The sequence below is a fragment of the Streptomyces sp. NPDC031225 genome, assembly GCF_055570355.1.
On sequence record NZ_JBVIHJ010000031.1, the window covers coordinates 48,572 to 65,471 of the forward strand.

The window sequence follows — 16,900 nt, forward strand, 5'->3', positions numbered from 1 at the left end:
GATCGCCCCTTATGGGAGACGTCCGAAATGCCGCGAAGCAGGACCAGTCCGCCGAACCGCCCGCAGACCCGGCACGGCTCGCCGGTGTCCGGCGGGCCTCCACCACCGCCTCCCGGCGGGCGGCCGGGTTCGCCGTCTGGTACCTGCGGGTCGTCGCGTTCGTCAACTTCCTCAGCGCGGCGTGGGTTTCGCTGGGGCAGGACGTGCGGCGGCACAACCAGGAGGACTACTTCACGCCGTATCTGCTGACGGCGGGCTTCGCCTCCGGGGTGTTCACGGCCTTCCTCGCCATCACCATGCGGCGGCGCAAGCGCGCGGCGTGGATCCTGAACCTGGTGTTGTCCGGGGCGTTCCTCGCGCTGTTCGTGCTCGCGATGGCGTTCCCGGAGATCCGGCGGTACGCGCAGAACTGGATCTCGCTGGCCCTCACCGCCGCGTTCGTCGCCGCGCTGCTGGCCGGACGGCGGGAGTTCTACGCCAAGGGAGACCGGTCCAACCCGCGGCTCGCCGCCGCGGTCGCCGTCGGCGGACTGCTGGTGTCCTCACTGCTCGCCGCGCTGCTGGTGACCGTCACCAACGAGGCGTCGAGGTCGTCGAGCTTCACGGAACGCTGGTGGTACGGCACGCTGCGGCTGGTCTCCGTCGCCGCCGACGACTCCCGCTTCGACGGGATCCTCACGCCGAACTGGGTCAACGTCGTCATCAACGTGCTCAGCACGGCCCTCGTGCTGGCCGTCTTCTACGCCGCCTTCCGCTCCAGGCGTGCCGTCGACCCGCTCACCGAGGACGACGAGCGGCGCCTGCGGGAACTGCTGGAGCGGCACGGCGAGCGGGACTCGCTCGGGTACTTCGCGCTGCGCAGGGAGAAGAGCGTGGTGTGGTCGCCGACGGGCAAGGCGGCCGTCACCTACCGGGTCGTCGGCGGGGTGTCGCTGGCCTCGGGCGATCCGATCGGCGACCCGGAGGCCTGGCCGGGTGCGATCGAACCGTGGCTGGCCGAGGCGCGGGCACACGGGTGGCTGCCCGCGGTGATGGGCGCGGGCGAGGACGCCGGGACGGTGTACGCGCGGCACGGCCTGGACGCCCTGGAGCTGGGCGACGAGGCGATCGTCGAGGTCGCCGAGTTCACCTTGGAGGGACGGGCGATGCGGACCGTCCGGCAGGCCTACAACCGGGTCAAACGGGCCGGGTACACGGTACGGATCCGGCGCCACGAGGACATCCCCGCCGACGAGATGGAGGCTCTCGTACGGCGGGCCGACGACTGGCGGGACGGGGCCACCGAACGCGGGTTCAGCATGGCGCTGGGCCGGCTCGGGGACCCGGAGGACGGGCGGTGCGTGGCGCTGGAGTGCAGCGACGCGGACGGTGAGCTCAAGGCCGTGCTCTCGTTCGTGCCGTGGGGGCCGCACGGACTGTCCCTCGACCTGATGCGCCGGGACCGCGACTCCGAGAACGGACTCATGGAGTTCATGGTCATCGAGCTCCTGAACCGGGCCCAGGAGATTCAGATCACCCAGGTCTCACTCAACTTCGCCATGTTCCGTTCGGTCTTCGAACGTGGCGCACGTCTTGGTGCCGGACCGGTGCTGCGGCTGTGGCGGTCGCTGCTCAGCTTCTTCTCCCGCTGGTGGCAGATCGAGTCGCTGTACCGGGCCAACGCCAAGTACCGGCCCATCTGGGAGCCGCGTTTCCTGCTCTTCGAGAAGAGCGCGGACCTGCCCCGCATCGGCCTCGCCTCGGCCCGTGCGGAGGGGTTCCTGGAGGTGCCGGGACTGCCGAGGTGGCTACGGCGTCGGGAGCACCTGAGTACGCACAGATGAGGACCGTGGGATGAAGACACTCGCCCGCTGGGCATGCGCGGAGTGGGGGCAGCTGTACGTCACCGTGCGCGAGGCCCTGCTCCGGCGGAGATGGCGGGCGGTCCCCATGGCGCTGACGGCGGTCGGTCTGACGGCGGCCCTGCATTTCGTGCACAACCAGTCGTGGGGTTACGGCTTCGTCCAGGACGTGGGTGGCGTGCGCGCCGCGGACCCGCTGTGGCTGGCCCTGCTCCGCACTCCCCTCTCCCTGTTCGTCCCCGCCCTGGACCTGCCGGTGTGGGGTGCGCTGGCGCAGATCCTGTTCGTGTTCGGGCTCGCCGAGATCGGTCTGGGCCGGTGGCGGACGCTCGCGCTGGCGTACACGGCCACGCTCGCCGGGACGCTGTACGCGCGCGTGGGCATCTGGCTGGGCCCGGACAGCCTGTTCGGCCTGCACGCCTCGGACGCGCATGTGGTCGACACCGGCCCCTCGGCGGCCGTGGTGGGCCTCGCCGTCTTCCTGGGCTGGCGCTACGGCGCCCGGGTCACCGCGAGTGTCGTGGTCGGCGCCATGGTGGTGGAGGTGCTGGTCAAGGGGAACCTCGCCGGCAAGGAACACCTGGCGGCGATCGCGGCGATGCTCGTGCTGTGCGGAATCTCGGCGGCACGCCGCCGGCGTTCCGGGGGCGGTGGCGGTTCCGGTTCCGGAGGTGTGTTGGGGGACGGTTCCGGGGACAGCAAGGACGCCGGGTCCGGGCCGCCGCAGATCAGGGCCCGACACCTACGGCCCGGACCCGGCCGACGACGCTGAGGACGGAAGTCGGACCCCGGCACCGCGTCGGCGGCGGCGTCCGGCCTCGGACAGGCAGCCCGGCTCCCACCCGCCACCGGGAACCCCCCGATCCGCGCTGACGGCGACGACGACAGCGGCAGGGACGGCCCCGCGATACCGCCCGCTACCGCAGCAAGGGCGGCCGACCTCGGAGGACGGGCCGGCTCCCACCCGCCACCAGTCACGCCCCCGAACTACCCGGACGGCGACGACAGCGGCCGGGACGCCCTCGGGGAGCTGACAGATCCGACCCGCCCGCGCCGTGTCAGAGGCGTTCCGGAGGTGGGGGTGCCATCGGGTTCGGTTTGCCGCCGATCAGGTCCTGGAACCTTCTGCGGGGGCCCGACCAGCGCTTGTCGCGGTGGTAGGCGCGCAGGGTGGCGCGGGCGCGGGCGCGCGGGCGGCGGCCGTAGAAGCGGCGGGCCCAGGGTGAGCCGGGGCGGGCCAGCCGGACCAGACCGATGAGCCCGACCAGCGGAACGATCACGCTGAAGATCGCCATCCGGGTCTTGCCCTTGAGTAGGACGAGCATCGCGAAGAGGAAGTTGACCACGACGCTGGTGATGACGCCGCCGCGGTCCTGCGCCTCCGCCTGCGTCACGTCGTTGACGCCGAACGGTGAGAAGCCCGCGAGCACCAGGCCGACCAGCGCCGCGGTGAGGACGACGACCTCGACGCTCTTGCGGCCCTCCTCGCTCCAGTAGACGTCGTCGAGGTGCAGGATCAGCGCGAACTCGTCCAGCACCAGACCCGCGCCGATCCCGAACACGACCGCGCACACCGCCGCCCCGAAGCCGTGCCGCCCGCTCGCGACCGCGCCGAAGCCCCCGACGACGCTGAGCACGACACCGGGGACCACGTGGTGGATGTGCACCCCGCCGGAACTGACGTTGCCGAAGGGGCCCTTGCCCGCCCGGATGAGGCGGGTGATGACCCGGGTGATCAGGAAGGTGAACACGAACGCGGTCAGGGCGAGGAGGAGCGGCAGCTTGCCGGGTTCGACGATGTTGCGGTGCAGCCAGTGGCCCATGGGCCCAGTCTCCCGGGGCACGGGGCGGTCCGCCCGGCGGATCCGGCGTCCGGGCTACCCTGCGGACGTGTCCATGACCCCCCTCCCTCTCGACGGCCTCCGCTTCGCCTTCGGCACGCTCAGCGTGCTCCCCGTGAAGGTGACCCGCTGGGACCGGGAGGCGGCACGGGGCGGCATGCTCTGCGCTCCGCTGGTCGGGGTGGTGCTGGGCGGTCTGTCGGCCGCGCTGGGACTCCTGCTCCTGTTCCTGGGCGCCTCCGCGCTGCTCGCCGCGGTCGCCACGGTGGCCGTACCCGCGGTGCTCACGCGGGGCCTGCACCTCGACGGGCTCGCGGACACGGCGGACGGCCTGGGCAGCGGCAGGCCCGCCGAGGACGCGCTGCGGATCATGAAACAGTCGGACATCGGCCCGTTCGGTGTGATCACCCTCGTCCTCGTGCTGTTCGCCCAGGTGGCCGCGCTGGCGCAGTCGTACGGCGACTCCTGGGCGCGGGGTGCGGTGGCGGCGGTGGTCTCGGCGACGGCCGCACGCCTCGCGCTGACCCTGGCGGCGCGCGCCGGGGTGCCGGCGGCGCGCCCTGAGGGGCTGGGGGCGGCGGTGGCCGGGGTCGTCCCGCGCCGGGCGGCGGTGCCGGTGGCCGCCGCGGTGACGCTGGGCGCGGCCGGAGCAGGAGCGGTCTTCGGACCGTACGACCTGGTCCGTGCGGTCGTTGCGGTCGCCGCCGCCGTGGGGGCGGCCGAGCTTCTCCTGCGGCACTGCACACGCCGCTTCGGCGGGGTGACCGGGGACGTGTTCGGGGGGCTGGCGGAGACGGCGGCGACGACGGCGCTGGTGATCCTTTCCATGAACCCCCTTTCCATGAACCCCTGACAGGTCCGCTAGCAGGGCCTGCGCCACACTCCCAGCTCGTACTTCTTGAGTATCGAACTCAGCTTCAGGCGGCGGGAGTCCGCGCAGAAGCGGCTCGTCGGGAGTTCGTACTCGACGTGGAAGACCGCCTTGTCCGCCGCGATGAACGGCTTCATGTCCCCGCACTCGCCGTACTGAGCGCACTGTTCGTTGACCGCGAAGTCGAAGTCGTCGACCAGGTCCGGGATCTGGTCGAGGTCGTTCTTCAAGCCCACCGCCATTCCCCGGTCGTGAGCCAGTCTCGCGATCAGCCGGTTGTAGCGGAGCTGGTCGGACGCCGTCAGGTCGAAGCCCGTGCGGTTCTTGTAGCCGTCCATGTTGTCGGGCTCGATCGCGTCGAATCCCTTGGTGCGGCACATGTCGAAGCGGGCGGCCATCAACGGCTCCAGCACGTCCGTGCGGCGGATGTCGAGCCAGCGCTCCCCCTCCCAGCCGTTGCCACGGCCGATCACCGATGCGGGGAACTTCTCCGCGTCGGGCCGCCAGTCCTCCCAGGCGCCCGTGGAGAGGTAGCAGATGACCTTGCGGTCCTCGCGGTGCAGGGCGGTCACGACGGACCTGGACTGGTCGAAGCCGTCGATGTCGTACACCGGCACGTCCACGGAGGTGTCGACACGGCCGGTCAGCTGCCACTGCCAGGCGACGCCGGGCCGGGGCTGCCAACGGGTCTCACCGGGCCCGGAGCCGGGGGCGGCCGAGCAGCCCGCCACCAGGAGCAGCAGGGTGACGAGCAGGAGAAGGGGTTTCGGGGGCAAGGGATGGGCTCCAGGACCGTGGCGATTGTGCGGGCGTCGAGCGGTACGCTCGCCGGAATCAGGTGAGTGTGACCCACCTCACCGGAGGCGGGGGAGCCGGACCGCAGGAACGATCGGCCACCGCCCCGAGCGTAGGCTCGTCCCGGGTGGTCGCCGACAGGGGTGAAGGCCCCGATCGGTACCCGCGCTCGGACGATTCCCGGACGAGAAACAGGGTCGGCCGTCGGGCCCGGTCGACCCCACCCGCTCGACCCCCAGCAACCTCACATCGGAAGCGAGAATTCACCACCGTGACTGCTCTCACTCTCAGCACCGCCGCGGCGCCCGGCCTCCGGGCCGACGCGATCGTGATCGGTGTCGCCAAGGGCGCGAACGGCCCGGTCCCCGCGCCGGGCGCCGAGGCCGTGGACAAGGCCTACGACGGCCGCCTCGCCGGCGTCCTGGAAACCCTCGGCGCCTCGGGCGCCGAGGGCGAGGTGACGAAGCTGCCCGCACCCGCCGGCCTCAAGGCCCCGCTCGTGGTGGCGGTGGGCCTGGGCGCCGAGCCCGAGAAGGACTCCTCCTTCGCCCCGGAGACGCTGCGCAAGGCCGCCGGTGCCGCCGCCCGCGCCCTGACCGGCGCGAAGAAGGCCGCGTTCGTGCTGCCGCTGGGTGATGCCGGCGACGTCGGCGCGGTCGCCGAGGGCGTGCTGCTCGGGGCGTACTCCTTCGACACCTACAAGGAGAACAACGCGGGCGGCGCCAAGGCCAAGAACGGCAAGGCCCCGCTCGCCGAGGCCGCTCTGCTGGGCGGCAAGCCGCGGGACGCCGCGTACAAGGCCGCGCTCGCCCGGGCCACCGCCGTCGCCGAGGAGCTCAACCGCGCGCGCGACCTGATCAACATGCCGCCGAACGACCTGAACCCCGAGGCCTTCGCCGCCATCGTGCAGGCCGCGGGCAAGGAGCACGGCCTCAAGGTGCAGGTGCTCGACGTGAAGGCCCTGGAGAAGGGCGGCTACGGCGGCATCCTCGGCGTCGGCGCGGGGTCGGCGTCGGGGCCGCGGCTGGTGAAGCTGTCGTACACCTCGTCCAAGGCGAAGAAGCACCTCGCGCTGGTCGGCAAGGGCATCACGTACGACTCGGGCGGCATCTCGCTGAAGCCCGCGGGCCACAACGAGACGATGAAGTGCGACATGAGCGGGGCGGCCGCGGTGTTCGCGGCCGTCGTCTCGGCCGCGCGTCTGGGCCTCGACGTCAACGTGACCGGGTGGCTGGCGCTGGCCGAGAACATGCCGTCGGGGTCCGCGACGCGTCCCGGCGACGTGCTGCGGATGTACAGCGGCAAGACGGTGGAGGTGCTGAACACCGACGCGGAGGGCCGGCTGGTGCTGGCCGACGCGCTGTGGGCCGCGTCGGCGGAGAAGCCGGACGCCATCGTGGACGTCGCGACCCTCACCGGCGCGATGATGCTGGCGCTGGGCAGCCGGACGTTCGGCATCATGTCCAACGACGACGCCTTCCGTACGGCGGTGCACGAGGCCGCGGAGGAGGTCGGGGAGCCGGCGTGGCCGATGCCGCTGCCGGAGCACCTGCGCAAGGGGATGGACTCCCCCACCGCGGACATCGCGAACATGGGTGAGCGGATGGGCGGCGGGCTGGTCGCCGGGCTCTTCCTGCGGGAGTTCGTGGGCGAGGGGATCACCTGGGCGCACCTCGACATCGCGGGTCCGGCGTTCAACGACGGCGGGCCGTTCGGGTACACGCCCAAGGGCGGGACCGGGACCGCGGTCCGTACGCTGGTGCGGCTGGCGGAGCTTGTCGGCTCCGGTGACCTGGGGTGACATCCGCCTAGGAGCTCGGTCCCCGAGGGGCGTGGGCGGCTGCGGGCCGGTTGTGGCTTGTCGCGCCCGCGCGGCGGAGCCGCATATCGGCACAGCCCCGCGCCCCTGGGGGGTCACCTCGGCCTCCGTCCACCTATGAGCGTGGAGCCGGTCGCGCCCGCGCGGCGGAGCGCCGCATATCGATACGGCCCCGCACCGCTGGGTGGGTCACCGCGCCCCTGGGTGAAAGTCTCGCTTTCACATGTGAGCGTGTGGTGTCTCACACCCCGGCCCGGCGTCTCGTTCAGGGCCGACAAGTGCGAAGATGGGGCTCGGCAGGACAGGGCCCCCACCACAGGGCCGAGAAAGAGCGGCCGGACACCAGCCGCCGCGCGGTCACTGGAGACCGGCGTACGGCGCACATGCATGGAGGACGTGACGTGGCGAACGACGCCAGCACCGTTTTCGACCTAGTGATCCTCGGCGGTGGTAGTGGCGGTTACGCCGCGGCCCTGCGCGGGGCGCAGCTGGGGCTTGACGTCGCCCTGATCGAGAAGGACAAGGTCGGCGGTACCTGCCTGCACCGAGGGTGCATCCCCACCAAGGCCCTGCTGCACGCGGGTGAGATCGCCGACCAGGCCCGCGAGAGCGAGCAGTTCGGTGTGAAGACCACCTTCGAGGGCATCGACATCGCCGGGGTCCACAAGTACAAGGACGGCGTGATCGCCGGCCTGTACAAGGGCCTCCAGGGACTCGTCGCCTCCCGGAAGGTGACGTACATCGAGGGTGAGGGGCGGCTCTCCTCCCCGACCTCCGTGGACGTGAACGGCCGCCGGGTCGAGGGCCGTCACATCCTGCTGGCGACCGGCTCCGTGCCGAAGTCGCTGCCGGGCCTGGAGATCGACGGCAACCGGATCATCTCCTCGGACCACGCCCTCGTCCTGGACCGCGTGCCGAAGTCGGCGATCGTCCTCGGCGGCGGTGTGATCGGCGTCGAGTTCGCCTCCGCCTGGAAGTCCTTCGGGACCGACATCACGATCATCGAGGGTCTCAAGCACCTGGCCCCTCTCGAGGACGAGAACTCCTCCAAGCTTCTTGAGCGCGCGTTCCGCAAGCGCGGCATCAAGTTCAACCTGGGCACCTTCTTCTCGAAGGCCGAGTACACCCAGGACGGTGTCAAGGTCACCCTCGCCGACGGCAAGGAGTTCGAGGCCGAGCTCCTGCTGGTCGCCGTGGGCCGCGGCCCGGTCTCCGCCGGTCTCGGCTACGAGGAGCAGGGCGTCGCGATGGACCGCGGTTACGTCCTGGTCGACGAGTACATGCGCACCAACGTCCCGACGATCTCCGCCGTCGGCGACCTCGTCCCCACGCTCCAGCTCGCGCACGTCGGCTTCGCCGAGGGCATCCTGGTCGCGGAGCGTCTGGCCGGTCTGAAGACCGTTCCGATCGACTACGACGGCGTCCCCCGGGTGACCTACTGCCACCCCGAGGTCGCCTCCGTGGGTATCACCGAGGCCAAGGCCAAGGAGATCTACGGCGCGGACAAGGTCGTCGCTCTGAAGTACAACCTCGCGGGCAACGGCAAGAGCAAGATCCTGAACACCTCGGGCGAGATCAAGCTCGTCCAGGTCAAGGACGGTGCCGTGGTCGGCGTCCACATGGTCGGCGACCGTATGGGCGAGCAGGTCGGCGAAGCCCAGCTGATCTACAACTGGGAGGCGCTGCCCGCCGAGGTCGCGCAGCTCATCCACGCCCACCCGACGCAGAGCGAGGCGCTCGGCGAGGCCCACCTGGCCCTCGCGGGCAAGCCCCTGCACTCGCACGACTGATCCCTCGGTCGAGAAGCGACTCAGACTTCCGCAATTCGTAAGGAGCAACCGAAACCATGGCGGTTTCCGTAACCCTTCCGGCGCTCGGCGAGAGCGTCACCGAGGGCACTGTCACCCGCTGGCTGAAGGCCGAGGGTGAGCGCGTCGAGGCCGACGAGCCGCTGCTCGAGGTGTCGACGGACAAGGTCGACACCGAGATCCCCTCCCCCGCAGCCGGTGTCCTGGCCTCCATCAAGGTCGCCGAGGACGAGACGGTCGAGGTCGGCGCCGAGCTGGCCGTCATCGACGACGGCACCGGCGCTCCCGCCGCTGCCCCGGCCCCGGCGGCCGAGCCGGTCGCCGAGCCCGCTCCCGAGCCGGCTCAGGCCGCCCCGTCCACCGAGCAGGCCGCTCCGGCGCCCGCTCCCACCGCCGAGGCCGCGTCCGGCGGCGGCTCCGCCGAGGGCACGGACGTCGTTCTGCCCGCGCTGGGCGAGTCCGTCACCGAGGGCACCGTCACCCGCTGGCTGAAGTCGGTCGGCGACTCGGTGGAGGCCGACGAGCCGCTGCTGGAGGTGTCGACCGACAAGGTGGACACCGAGATCCCGGCGCCCACCTCCGGTGTCCTGTTGGAGATCACGGTCGGCGAGGACGAGACCGCCGAGGTCGGCGCGAAGCTCGCCGTCATCGGCGCCCCGGGTGCGGCTCCGGCCGCTGCTCCGGCGCCCGCCGCCCCGGCTCCGGCTCCTGCTGCCGAGGCCCCCGCCCCGGCTCCGGCGCCCGCCCCCGCGGCTCCGGCACCCGCTCCGGCCCCCGCGCCCGCCCCGGCTCCGGTCCAGGCCGCTGCCCCGGCTCCGGCCGCCCCGGCGCCCGCGCAGGCCGCTCCGGCTCCGGTCACCCCGGCGCCCGCGCCCGCCGCACCCTCCGGTGACGACGGTGCCTACGTGACCCCGCTGGTGCGCAAGCTCGCCGCCGAGCACGGCGTCGACCTGGCCGCCGTCAAGGGCACCGGCGTCGGTGGCCGTATCCGCAAGCAGGACGTCGTCGCCGCCGCCGAGGCCGCGAAGGCCGCCGCCGCTCCGGCTCCGGCTCCGGCCGCCACTGCCCCGGCCGCCGCCGCCAAGAAGGCGCCGAGCCTGGAGGCCTCTCCCCTCCGTGGCCAGACCGTCAAGATGCCGCGCATCCGCAAGGTCATCGGCGACAACATGGTCAAGGCGCTGCACGAGCAGGCGCAGCTGTCGTCGGTCGTCGAGGTCGACGTCACGCGCCTGATGAAGCTGCGCGCCCGGGCGAAGGACTCCTTCGCGGCCCGTGAGGGCGTCAAGCTCTCCCCGATGCCGTTCTTCGTCAAGGCCGCGGCCCAGGCACTGAAGGCGCACGCGCCCGTCAACGCCCGGATCAACGTCGACGAGGGCACGATCACCTACTTCGACACCGAGAGCATCGGTATCGCGGTGGACTCCGAGAAGGGCCTGATGACCCCGGTCATCAAGCACGCCGGTGACCTCAACATCGCCGGTATCGCCAAGGCCACCGCCGAGCTCGCGGGCAAGGTCCGGGCGAACAAGATCACTCCGGACGAGCTGTCCGGCGCGACCTTCACCATCTCCAACACCGGTTCGCGCGGTGCGCTCTTCGACACGATCATCGTGCCGCCGGGCCAGGTCGCGATCCTCGGTATCGGTGCCACGGTCAAGCGTCCGGCGGTCATCGAGACCGAGGAGGGCACGGTCATCGGCATCCGCGACATGACCTACCTGACCCTCTCCTACGACCACCGTCTGGTGGACGGCGCCGACGCGGCCCGTTACCTGACCGCGGTCAAGGCGATCCTGGAGGCGGGCGAGTTCGAGGTCGAGCTCGGCCTGTAAGCCACCTTGTCGTGCGCGGTGCCCCCGTCCGGAGTTCTCCGGGCGGGGGCACCGTCGTCTCACCGGGGCGTCAGCTTCTTGTCCGACCAGCCCCACAGCTCCTCCACCCACACGTTCGGGATGGACAGCCTGGGCGCGCGCGTGAGGTGCTTCGTGCGGTACGCCTTGAGGACGTCGTAGGTGGCGTCCAGGCAGTCCCGCGAGGTGAGTTTCCCGGTCCTCGGGTCGACGCCGACGAGGAACCCGCGGGCCTCGACGGTGCGGATCACGGCCCGGGCGTGGTGCACGTCGTGGGTCGCGGACTTCGTGCAGCGGTAGCGGCTGTAGGGGTGCTCGGCCCGCCCGGGGTAATTCGCGTCGGTGGACATCTCGCTGAGCATGCGGTCGTACGACCCCTCCGCGTGCCAGGCTCCGATGTCGCCGCCCGGCGGGGTGTAGAGCTTTGCGCTGGGATTCTCGACGGCCCCGTAGACCCAGCGGCCGGTGCCCGGGACCTTGAAGCCCCAGCCGACGTGGCCGAACTTCTGCGCCCCGTCGGGCTTGACGAAGACACAGGCGGCGCCTGATCCCCCGCTCGGCGCCGCGCCCGCCATGCCGATGACCGCTTCGGTGCTGCTCGGTGCCGTCTCGGCCGTCGCCCGTGTGGCCGACTGTCCGCAGCCCGACACGGCGACGATCGCGCCGATCACGACCGCCGCGGCCAGGTGCCGCCGTTGCCCGATGTCCATGCCGTCCCCCTCTGGTGCGAAGGGGCGCCCCGCGCGGGAACCCCCTGCCGAACGCGACACTTCTGGAGTCCGCAAGGTTCCGTGACTTGACAGAAGCCGTGCGACTGGGAGCGTGTAAGCCTCGTCTCACCTGCGGGGAAGCGCCCCCGTGCGCCCCTCCCGGGCGGGTGCTCGGCCTTATTGTCTAAGCGTCAAACGCCCTTAAGGAGCTCTCATGACCGCGCCCGTCGTCCACTCGCTGCGCGAACAGATCCGCGAGCACATCGTGGAGGGGATCGTCAGCGGGCGCTGGCAGCCGGGCGAGCGGATCGTGGAGCGCCGGATCGCGACCGAGCTGGAGGTCAGCCAGACGCCGGTGCGGGAGGCGCTGCGCGAGCTGGAGTCGCTGCGGCTGATCGAGTCCGCGCCCAACAAGGGCGTACGGGTGCGGAACCTGACGGCGGCCGACCTGGAGGAGAGCTATCCGGTCCGGGCCGGTCTGGAGGCGATCGCGGCGGAGCTGGCGGCGTCCCGGCTGGCGGAGGACTGCTCGGCCCTGGAACCGCATGTCGTCGCGCTGTACGAGGCCGACCGGGAGTCGGACGGTACGGGGCAGGTGCGGCACACGGTGGGCTTCCACCGGGAGCTGGTGCGGGCGGCCGGCAACTCGGTGCTGCTGCACACCTGGGAGGGCCTGGGCATCGAGGTCTTCACGGCCCTGTCGATCCGCTGGCTGGGGACGGTCCAGCAGTCGTACGCCGAGGAGCACGAGGAACTGGTGGCGGCGTTCCGGAGGCGGGATCCGCGGATCGCGGACATCGTGAAGGCCCATGTGCTGGGGTGCGCGCCGAGGCCGTGACGACGGCGGGCACGTGGAGGGCCGAAGGGCTGAGCACGGTCGGCCTCTCCGTCCGGGCGGAGAGCGCCCCGGAGGCGAGCGAGCCGTGAGGAAGGGCGCCGGGGCGTGAGGTGACAGGGGTTCGGTCCCCCTGCCCAGCACCCTCCACCCTCCACGTCCGCCGCGGGACCGGCACCGCCGCCGTGCTCCGGCGCGAGGGAACGCGCTTCTCGTCCTCGGTCTGGCCCAGCAGCCGCAGCCGTACGGCCACCCGCCCGCGCCCCCGACACTCCCGCGCCCACCCAGCTTCCCCAGGGAAACGTCCCGTCCGCGAGGTCGTCGAACACCCGAGCACACCCCCGCTCAAACGCCCCCGACCTGCAAAAACCCCACGCTTCGGCAGTCACCCGGTGCCATCGTCGAAGGCACCGCGTGCCTATTTTCTCGATATCGAGAAGTTTTGCCCCTCAACCCTTTGATCGATCATCGATCAGCGAGTTACAGTCGCCGACGGGCCTTCACAGAGGCCCGCCGCCCTGTCCTGCCAAAGACAAAGGGCACCCCCCGAAACCCTGCCTGATTGAGGGAACCCCCTTCGACTGAGGAAGGCGGCGTGATGACCGACCCCAACGCCATCCAGCCGAGCGAGCTCGACCAGCTCCCCGACCGGGACCCCGAGGAGACCGCCGAATGGCAGGCCTCCCTGGACGCGGTCGCCAAGGCGGCCGGCCCGCACCGCGCCGCGTACCTGATGCGCCGCACGCTGGAGAGGGCGGAGGGCAACGGCATCGCGCTGCCGAAGCTCCTCGAGACGGACTACGTCAACACCATCCCCACCTCCGCGGAGCCGGGCCTGCCCGGTGACCCGGAGATGGAGGCCCGCATCACCGCGTGGAACCGCTGGAACGCGGCCGCGATGGTCACCCGCGGCTCCAAGTACGGCGTCGGCGGCCACATCGCCACCTTCGCCTCCGCGGCCTGGCTCTACGAGACCGGGTTCAACCACTTCTTCAAGGGCAAGGAGGCCGACGGGTCCGGCGACCAGCTCTACATCCAGGGCCACGCCTCCCCCGGCATCTACGCCCGCGCCTTTCTCGACGGCCGGCTGAACGAGCAGCAGCTCGACCACTTCCGCCGCGAGTCGGGCGGCGACGGCCTCCCGTCCTACCCGCACCCCCGCCGCCTGCCCTGGCTGTGGGAGTTCCCGACGGTGTCGATGGGCCTCGGCCCGCTCTCCGCGATCTACCAGGCGCGCTTCAACCGCTACCTCACCAACCGCGACATCAAGGACGTCTCCGCGTCCCACGTGTGGGCGTTCCTCGGTGACGGCGAGATGGACGAGCCGGAGTCCACGGCCGCCCTCGCACTCGCGAGCCGCGAGGGTCTCGACAACCTGACCTTCGTCATCAACTGCAACCTGCAGCGCCTCGACGGCCCGGTCCGCGCGAACTTCAAGATCGTGCAGGAGCTGGAGGCCCAGTTCCGCGGCGCCGGCTGGAACGTCATCAAGTCGCTGTGGGGCAACGCCTGGGACGAGCTGTTCCAGCTCGACACCACCGGCGCGCTCGTACGGCGACTGCGCGAGGTACCCGACGCGCAGGTGCAGACGTACCAGACGCGTGACGCCGCCTACATCCGCCAGGACTTCTTCGGCAAGGACCCGGCGCTCGCCGAGATGGCGAAGCTGCTGTCCGACGACAAGATCCTGGAGTGTTTCCACCTCTCCCGCGGTGGCCACGAGGCGCGCAAGGTGTACGCCGCCTACAAGGCCGCCGTCGAGTTCAAGGGCGCGCCGACCGTGATCCTGGCCCAGACGGTCAAGGGCCACACCCTGGGCGAGGGCTTCGCGTCGAAGAACGCCAACCACCAGATGAAGAAGCTCTCGGTGGACGAGTTCAAGACGATGCGCGACCTGCTCGAACTCCCCATCAAGGACAGCGACTTCGTCGACGGTGTGGTGCCTTACGGCCACCCGGGCGCCGACTCCCCCGAGGTCCGCTACCTCCAGGAGCGCCGCGCGGCCCTCGGCGGTCCGGCCCCGGCCCGCCGTACGCACGCGCTCGCCCCGCTGCCCGCGCCGGCGGAGAAGGCCTTCACGTCCTTCGACAAGGGCTCGGGCACGCAGAACGTGGCCACCACCATGGCCTTCGTCCGCCTCGTCAAGGACCTGGTCCGCGACAAGGAGACGGGCAAACGCTGGGTGCCGATCGTCCCCGACGAGGCGCGCACCTTCGGCATGGAGAGCCTCTTCCCGTCCCTGGGCATCTACTCCCCCAAGGGCCAGACGTACGAGCCGGTCGACCGCGACCAGCTGATGTACTACAAGGAGGCCAAGAACGGCCAGATCCTCAACGAGGGGATCACCGAAGCCGGTTCGATGGCCGACTTCATCGCCGCGTCCACCGCGTACTCCACGCACGGCGAGACGATGATCCCGTTCTACATCTTCTACTCGATGTTCGGCTGGCAGCGCACGGCCGACCAGATGTGGCAGCTCGGCGACCAGCTGGGCCGCGGCTTCCTGGTCGGTGCGACGGCGGGCCGTACGACGCTGACGGGCGAGGGCCTGCAGCACGCGGACGGTCACTCGCCGGTGATCGCGGCGACGAACCCGGCGGCGCTGTCGTACGACCCGGCGTTCGCGTACGAGGTCGCCACGATCGTCAAGGACGGTCTGCGCCGCATGTACGGCGAGGCCGCCCCGGGCGAGGACCAGAACGTCTTCTACTACCTGACGGTCTACAACGAGCCGATCCCGCAGCCGGCCAAGCCGTCCGCCCCCGGCATCGACGAGGGCATCGTCAAGGGCCTGTACCGCTTCAACACGGCCGAGTCGGCGGGCATCAGCGTGGCCGCGGCCAACGCCCCGCGCGTCCAGCTGCTCGCCTCCGGCACCGCGATCCACTGGGTTCTTCAGGCCCAGCGGATGCTGGCCGAGGAGTGGGGGGTCGCGGCCGACGTCTGGTCGGCGACGTCCTGGACGGAGCTGCGCCGGGACGCCCTGGAGGCGGACGCGGCCCTGCTGCGCGGCGAGGAGCGGGTGCCGTACGTCCGGCAGGCGCTGAACGGCGCGGAGGGCCCCGTCCTCGCGGTCTCCGACTACATGCGTCAGGTCCCCGACCAGATCGCGCAGTGGGTGGAGCAGGACTGGTCCTCGCTCGGCGCGGACGGTTTCGGTCTGTCGGACACGCGTGAGGGTGCGCGGCGGCACTTCGGAGTCGACGCCGAGTCGGTGGTCGTGGCGGCGCTGGCGCAGCTGGCGCGGCGCGGCGAGGTCAAGGCGACCGCGGTGAAGGAAGCGCGCGAGAAGTACGGGTTGTAGTTCGACCGCGGGTCAGTGGGGGCTGGTCGCGCCCACGCGGCGGTAGCCGCAAATCGATACAGTCCCGCGCCCCTTAAAAGCAGGCCGGCTACGGCGGACCTGTCTTTTTTGGGGGCGCGGGGAACTGCGCGACCAGCCACGTACAGCCCGCACCCGACGACGCACCATGATGACCCCATGCGTGCTGCCCGGCTCATCAAGATGGTGCTCCTGCTCCAGTACCGGTCCTCCATGACCGCCGCCGAGCTCGCCCGCGAGCTGGAGGTGTCGGAGCGCACCGTGACACGGGACGCGCAGGCGCTGTCGGAGGCGGGGGTCCCGGTGTACGCCGACCGGGGGCGGGCCGGCGGGTACCGGCTGGTCGGCGGGTACCGGACCCGGCTGACCGGGCTGGCCCGCGGCGAGGCCGAGGCCCTGTTCCTCTCCGGTGTGCCGGGGGCACTGCGCGAGATGGGCTTGGAGGACACCGCCTCCGCCGCCCGGCTGAAGGTGTCCGCCGCCCTCCTGCCCTCCCTCAGCGACGCCTCCCGTACGGCCGCTCAGCGGTTCCATCTCGACGCGCCCAACTGGTTCGCCGAGCCGAAGTCCCCCGAGCTGCTGCCCGCCGTCGCGGGCGCGGTGTGGGACGACCGGCGGGTCACCGCGCGCTATCGGAGCCGGGCGGCCGAGGTGGAGCGGGAGTTGGAGCCGTACGGGCTCGTGCTGAAGGCGGGGGTCTGGTACCTGTGCGCGCGGATCCCGGGGGACGGCGACTTCCGGGTGTACCGGATCGACCGGTTCACCGCGGTGACGGCCGGCGAGGAGCGGTTCGAGCGGGACGGGGAGTTCGACCTGCCGCGGTTCTGGGAGGAGCGGGCGCGGCAGTTCGCGCGGTCGATCCTGCACGCCGAGGTCGTCGTACGGCTGTCCGAGGACGGGGTGCGCGCGCTGCCGTACGCCGTCGACGCCGTCATCGCCCGGGAGGCGCTGGCGGCAGCCGGGGCGCCGGACGGCGACGGGTGGGTGACGGCGGCTTTGCCGGTGGAGTCCGAGGAGGTCGCGCACGCGCAGCTGGCCTCGCTGGGACCGGAGGCCGAGGTACTGGCGCCGCAGAGCCTGCGGGCGCGGTTCGCGAGGGACGCCGTACGTCTGGCGAGGCTGTACGAGTCGTGAAGGACTCTGTTCGGGACATAACAATCCGCCGCACTCCACGTGCGCCCCACCCCTTCAGGCCCGATGCTGGACCC

The 16,900-nt window shown here is 71.5% G+C and carries 12 protein-coding genes; 9 read left to right on the top strand and 3 right to left on the bottom strand.

Going from position 1 to position 16,900, the window contains the following annotated elements; translation table 11 throughout:
• Positions 1-11: 11 nt before the first annotated feature.
• Positions 12-1,823, top strand: coding sequence for a phosphatidylglycerol lysyltransferase domain-containing protein (locus ACZ48Z_RS38595; RefSeq protein ID WP_468740574.1), 1,812 nt, complete (start codon positions 12-14; stop codon positions 1,821-1,823).
• 10 nt (positions 1,824-1,833) lie between these two features.
• A complete protein-coding gene (locus ACZ48Z_RS38600; protein ID WP_468740575.1) occupies positions 1,834-2,613 on the top strand; it encodes a hypothetical protein in 780 nt (259 codons plus the stop codon).
• Between the two features lie 286 nt (positions 2,614-2,899).
• Here the strand turns inward: ACZ48Z_RS38600 and ACZ48Z_RS38605 are convergent, their stop codons facing one another.
• Complete coding sequence (locus ACZ48Z_RS38605; protein ID WP_468740576.1) at positions 2,900-3,664, bottom strand: hypothetical protein; 765 nt, start codon at positions 3,662-3,664, stop codon at positions 2,900-2,902.
• A 73-nt stretch (positions 3,665-3,737) separates the two neighbouring features.
• On the opposite strand from ACZ48Z_RS38605, the gene ACZ48Z_RS38610 reads away from it, so the two are divergent.
• Positions 3,738-4,535, top strand: a complete 798-nt coding sequence (locus tag ACZ48Z_RS38610; protein WP_468740641.1) for an adenosylcobinamide-GDP ribazoletransferase — start codon at positions 3,738-3,740, stop codon at positions 4,533-4,535.
• Positions 4,536-4,543: 8 nt separating this feature from the next.
• On the opposite strand, the gene ACZ48Z_RS38615 is transcribed toward ACZ48Z_RS38610, so the two are convergent.
• Positions 4,544-5,329 (bottom strand): endo alpha-1,4 polygalactosaminidase, encoded by a 786-nt coding sequence (locus tag ACZ48Z_RS38615; RefSeq protein WP_468740577.1) that lies wholly within the window; start codon positions 5,327-5,329, stop codon positions 4,544-4,546.
• A 290-nt stretch (positions 5,330-5,619) separates the two neighbouring features.
• Here ACZ48Z_RS38615 and ACZ48Z_RS38620 point away from each other — a divergent pair, with 290 nt between their 5' ends.
• The 3 genes from ACZ48Z_RS38620 (at position 5,620) to sucB (ending at position 10,807) form a co-directional block, all read left to right on the top strand.
• Positions 5,620-7,149, top strand: a complete 1,530-nt coding sequence (locus ACZ48Z_RS38620) for a leucyl aminopeptidase (protein WP_468740578.1) — start codon at positions 5,620-5,622, stop codon at positions 7,147-7,149.
• Between the two features lie 419 nt (positions 7,150-7,568).
• Positions 7,569-8,957, top strand: a complete 1,389-nt coding sequence (lpdA, locus tag ACZ48Z_RS38625) for a dihydrolipoyl dehydrogenase (RefSeq protein ID WP_468740579.1) — start codon at positions 7,569-7,571, stop codon at positions 8,955-8,957.
• Positions 8,958-9,013: 56 nt separating this feature from the next.
• Complete coding sequence (gene sucB / locus ACZ48Z_RS38630) at positions 9,014-10,807, top strand: 2-oxoglutarate dehydrogenase, E2 component, dihydrolipoamide succinyltransferase (RefSeq protein WP_468740580.1); 1,794 nt, start codon at positions 9,014-9,016, stop codon at positions 10,805-10,807.
• Between the two features lie 59 nt (positions 10,808-10,866).
• On the opposite strand, the gene ACZ48Z_RS38635 is transcribed toward sucB, so the two are convergent.
• Entirely contained in the window at positions 10,867-11,535 is a 669-nt protein-coding gene (locus ACZ48Z_RS38635; RefSeq protein WP_468740581.1) for a hypothetical protein, read from the bottom strand.
• Positions 11,536-11,749: 214 nt separating this feature from the next.
• Here ACZ48Z_RS38635 and ACZ48Z_RS38640 point away from each other — a divergent pair, with 214 nt between their 5' ends.
• From ACZ48Z_RS38640 to ACZ48Z_RS38650, 3 genes are all read left to right on the top strand, one after another.
• The gene (locus ACZ48Z_RS38640) at positions 11,750-12,373 is read left to right on the top strand and encodes a GntR family transcriptional regulator (protein WP_468740582.1); all 624 of its coding nucleotides are present in this window, start codon (positions 11,750-11,752) and stop codon (positions 12,371-12,373) included.
• Positions 12,374-12,968: 595 nt separating this feature from the next.
• Complete coding sequence (gene aceE, locus ACZ48Z_RS38645; protein WP_468740583.1) at positions 12,969-15,674, top strand: pyruvate dehydrogenase (acetyl-transferring), homodimeric type; 2,706 nt, start codon at positions 12,969-12,971, stop codon at positions 15,672-15,674.
• 177 nt (positions 15,675-15,851) lie between these two features.
• Complete coding sequence (locus ACZ48Z_RS38650) at positions 15,852-16,826, top strand: helix-turn-helix transcriptional regulator (RefSeq protein ID WP_468740584.1); 975 nt, start codon at positions 15,852-15,854, stop codon at positions 16,824-16,826.
• Positions 16,827-16,900 lie beyond the last annotated feature (74 nt).

Coding starts and splice junctions, on each gene's coding strand:
- sucB (WP_468740580.1), top strand. CDS start 9,014: ATGGCGGTTTCCGTAACCCTTCCGGCGCTCGGCGAGAGCGTCACCGAG.
- ACZ48Z_RS38610 (WP_468740641.1), top strand. CDS start 3,738: ATGACCCCCCTCCCTCTCGACGGCCTCCGCTTCGCCTTCGGCACGCTC.
- ACZ48Z_RS38600 (WP_468740575.1), top strand. CDS start 1,834: ATGAAGACACTCGCCCGCTGGGCATGCGCGGAGTGGGGGCAGCTGTAC.
- ACZ48Z_RS38635 (WP_468740581.1), bottom strand. CDS start 11,535: ATGGACATCGGGCAACGGCGGCACCTGGCCGCGGCGGTCGTGATCGGC.
- ACZ48Z_RS38605 (WP_468740576.1), bottom strand. CDS start 3,664: ATGGGCCACTGGCTGCACCGCAACATCGTCGAACCCGGCAAGCTGCCG.
- aceE (WP_468740583.1), top strand. CDS start 12,969: ATGACCGACCCCAACGCCATCCAGCCGAGCGAGCTCGACCAGCTCCCC.
- ACZ48Z_RS38640 (WP_468740582.1), top strand. CDS start 11,750: ATGACCGCGCCCGTCGTCCACTCGCTGCGCGAACAGATCCGCGAGCAC.
- ACZ48Z_RS38595 (WP_468740574.1), top strand. CDS start 12: ATGGGAGACGTCCGAAATGCCGCGAAGCAGGACCAGTCCGCCGAACCG.
- ACZ48Z_RS38650 (WP_468740584.1), top strand. CDS start 15,852: ATGCGTGCTGCCCGGCTCATCAAGATGGTGCTCCTGCTCCAGTACCGG.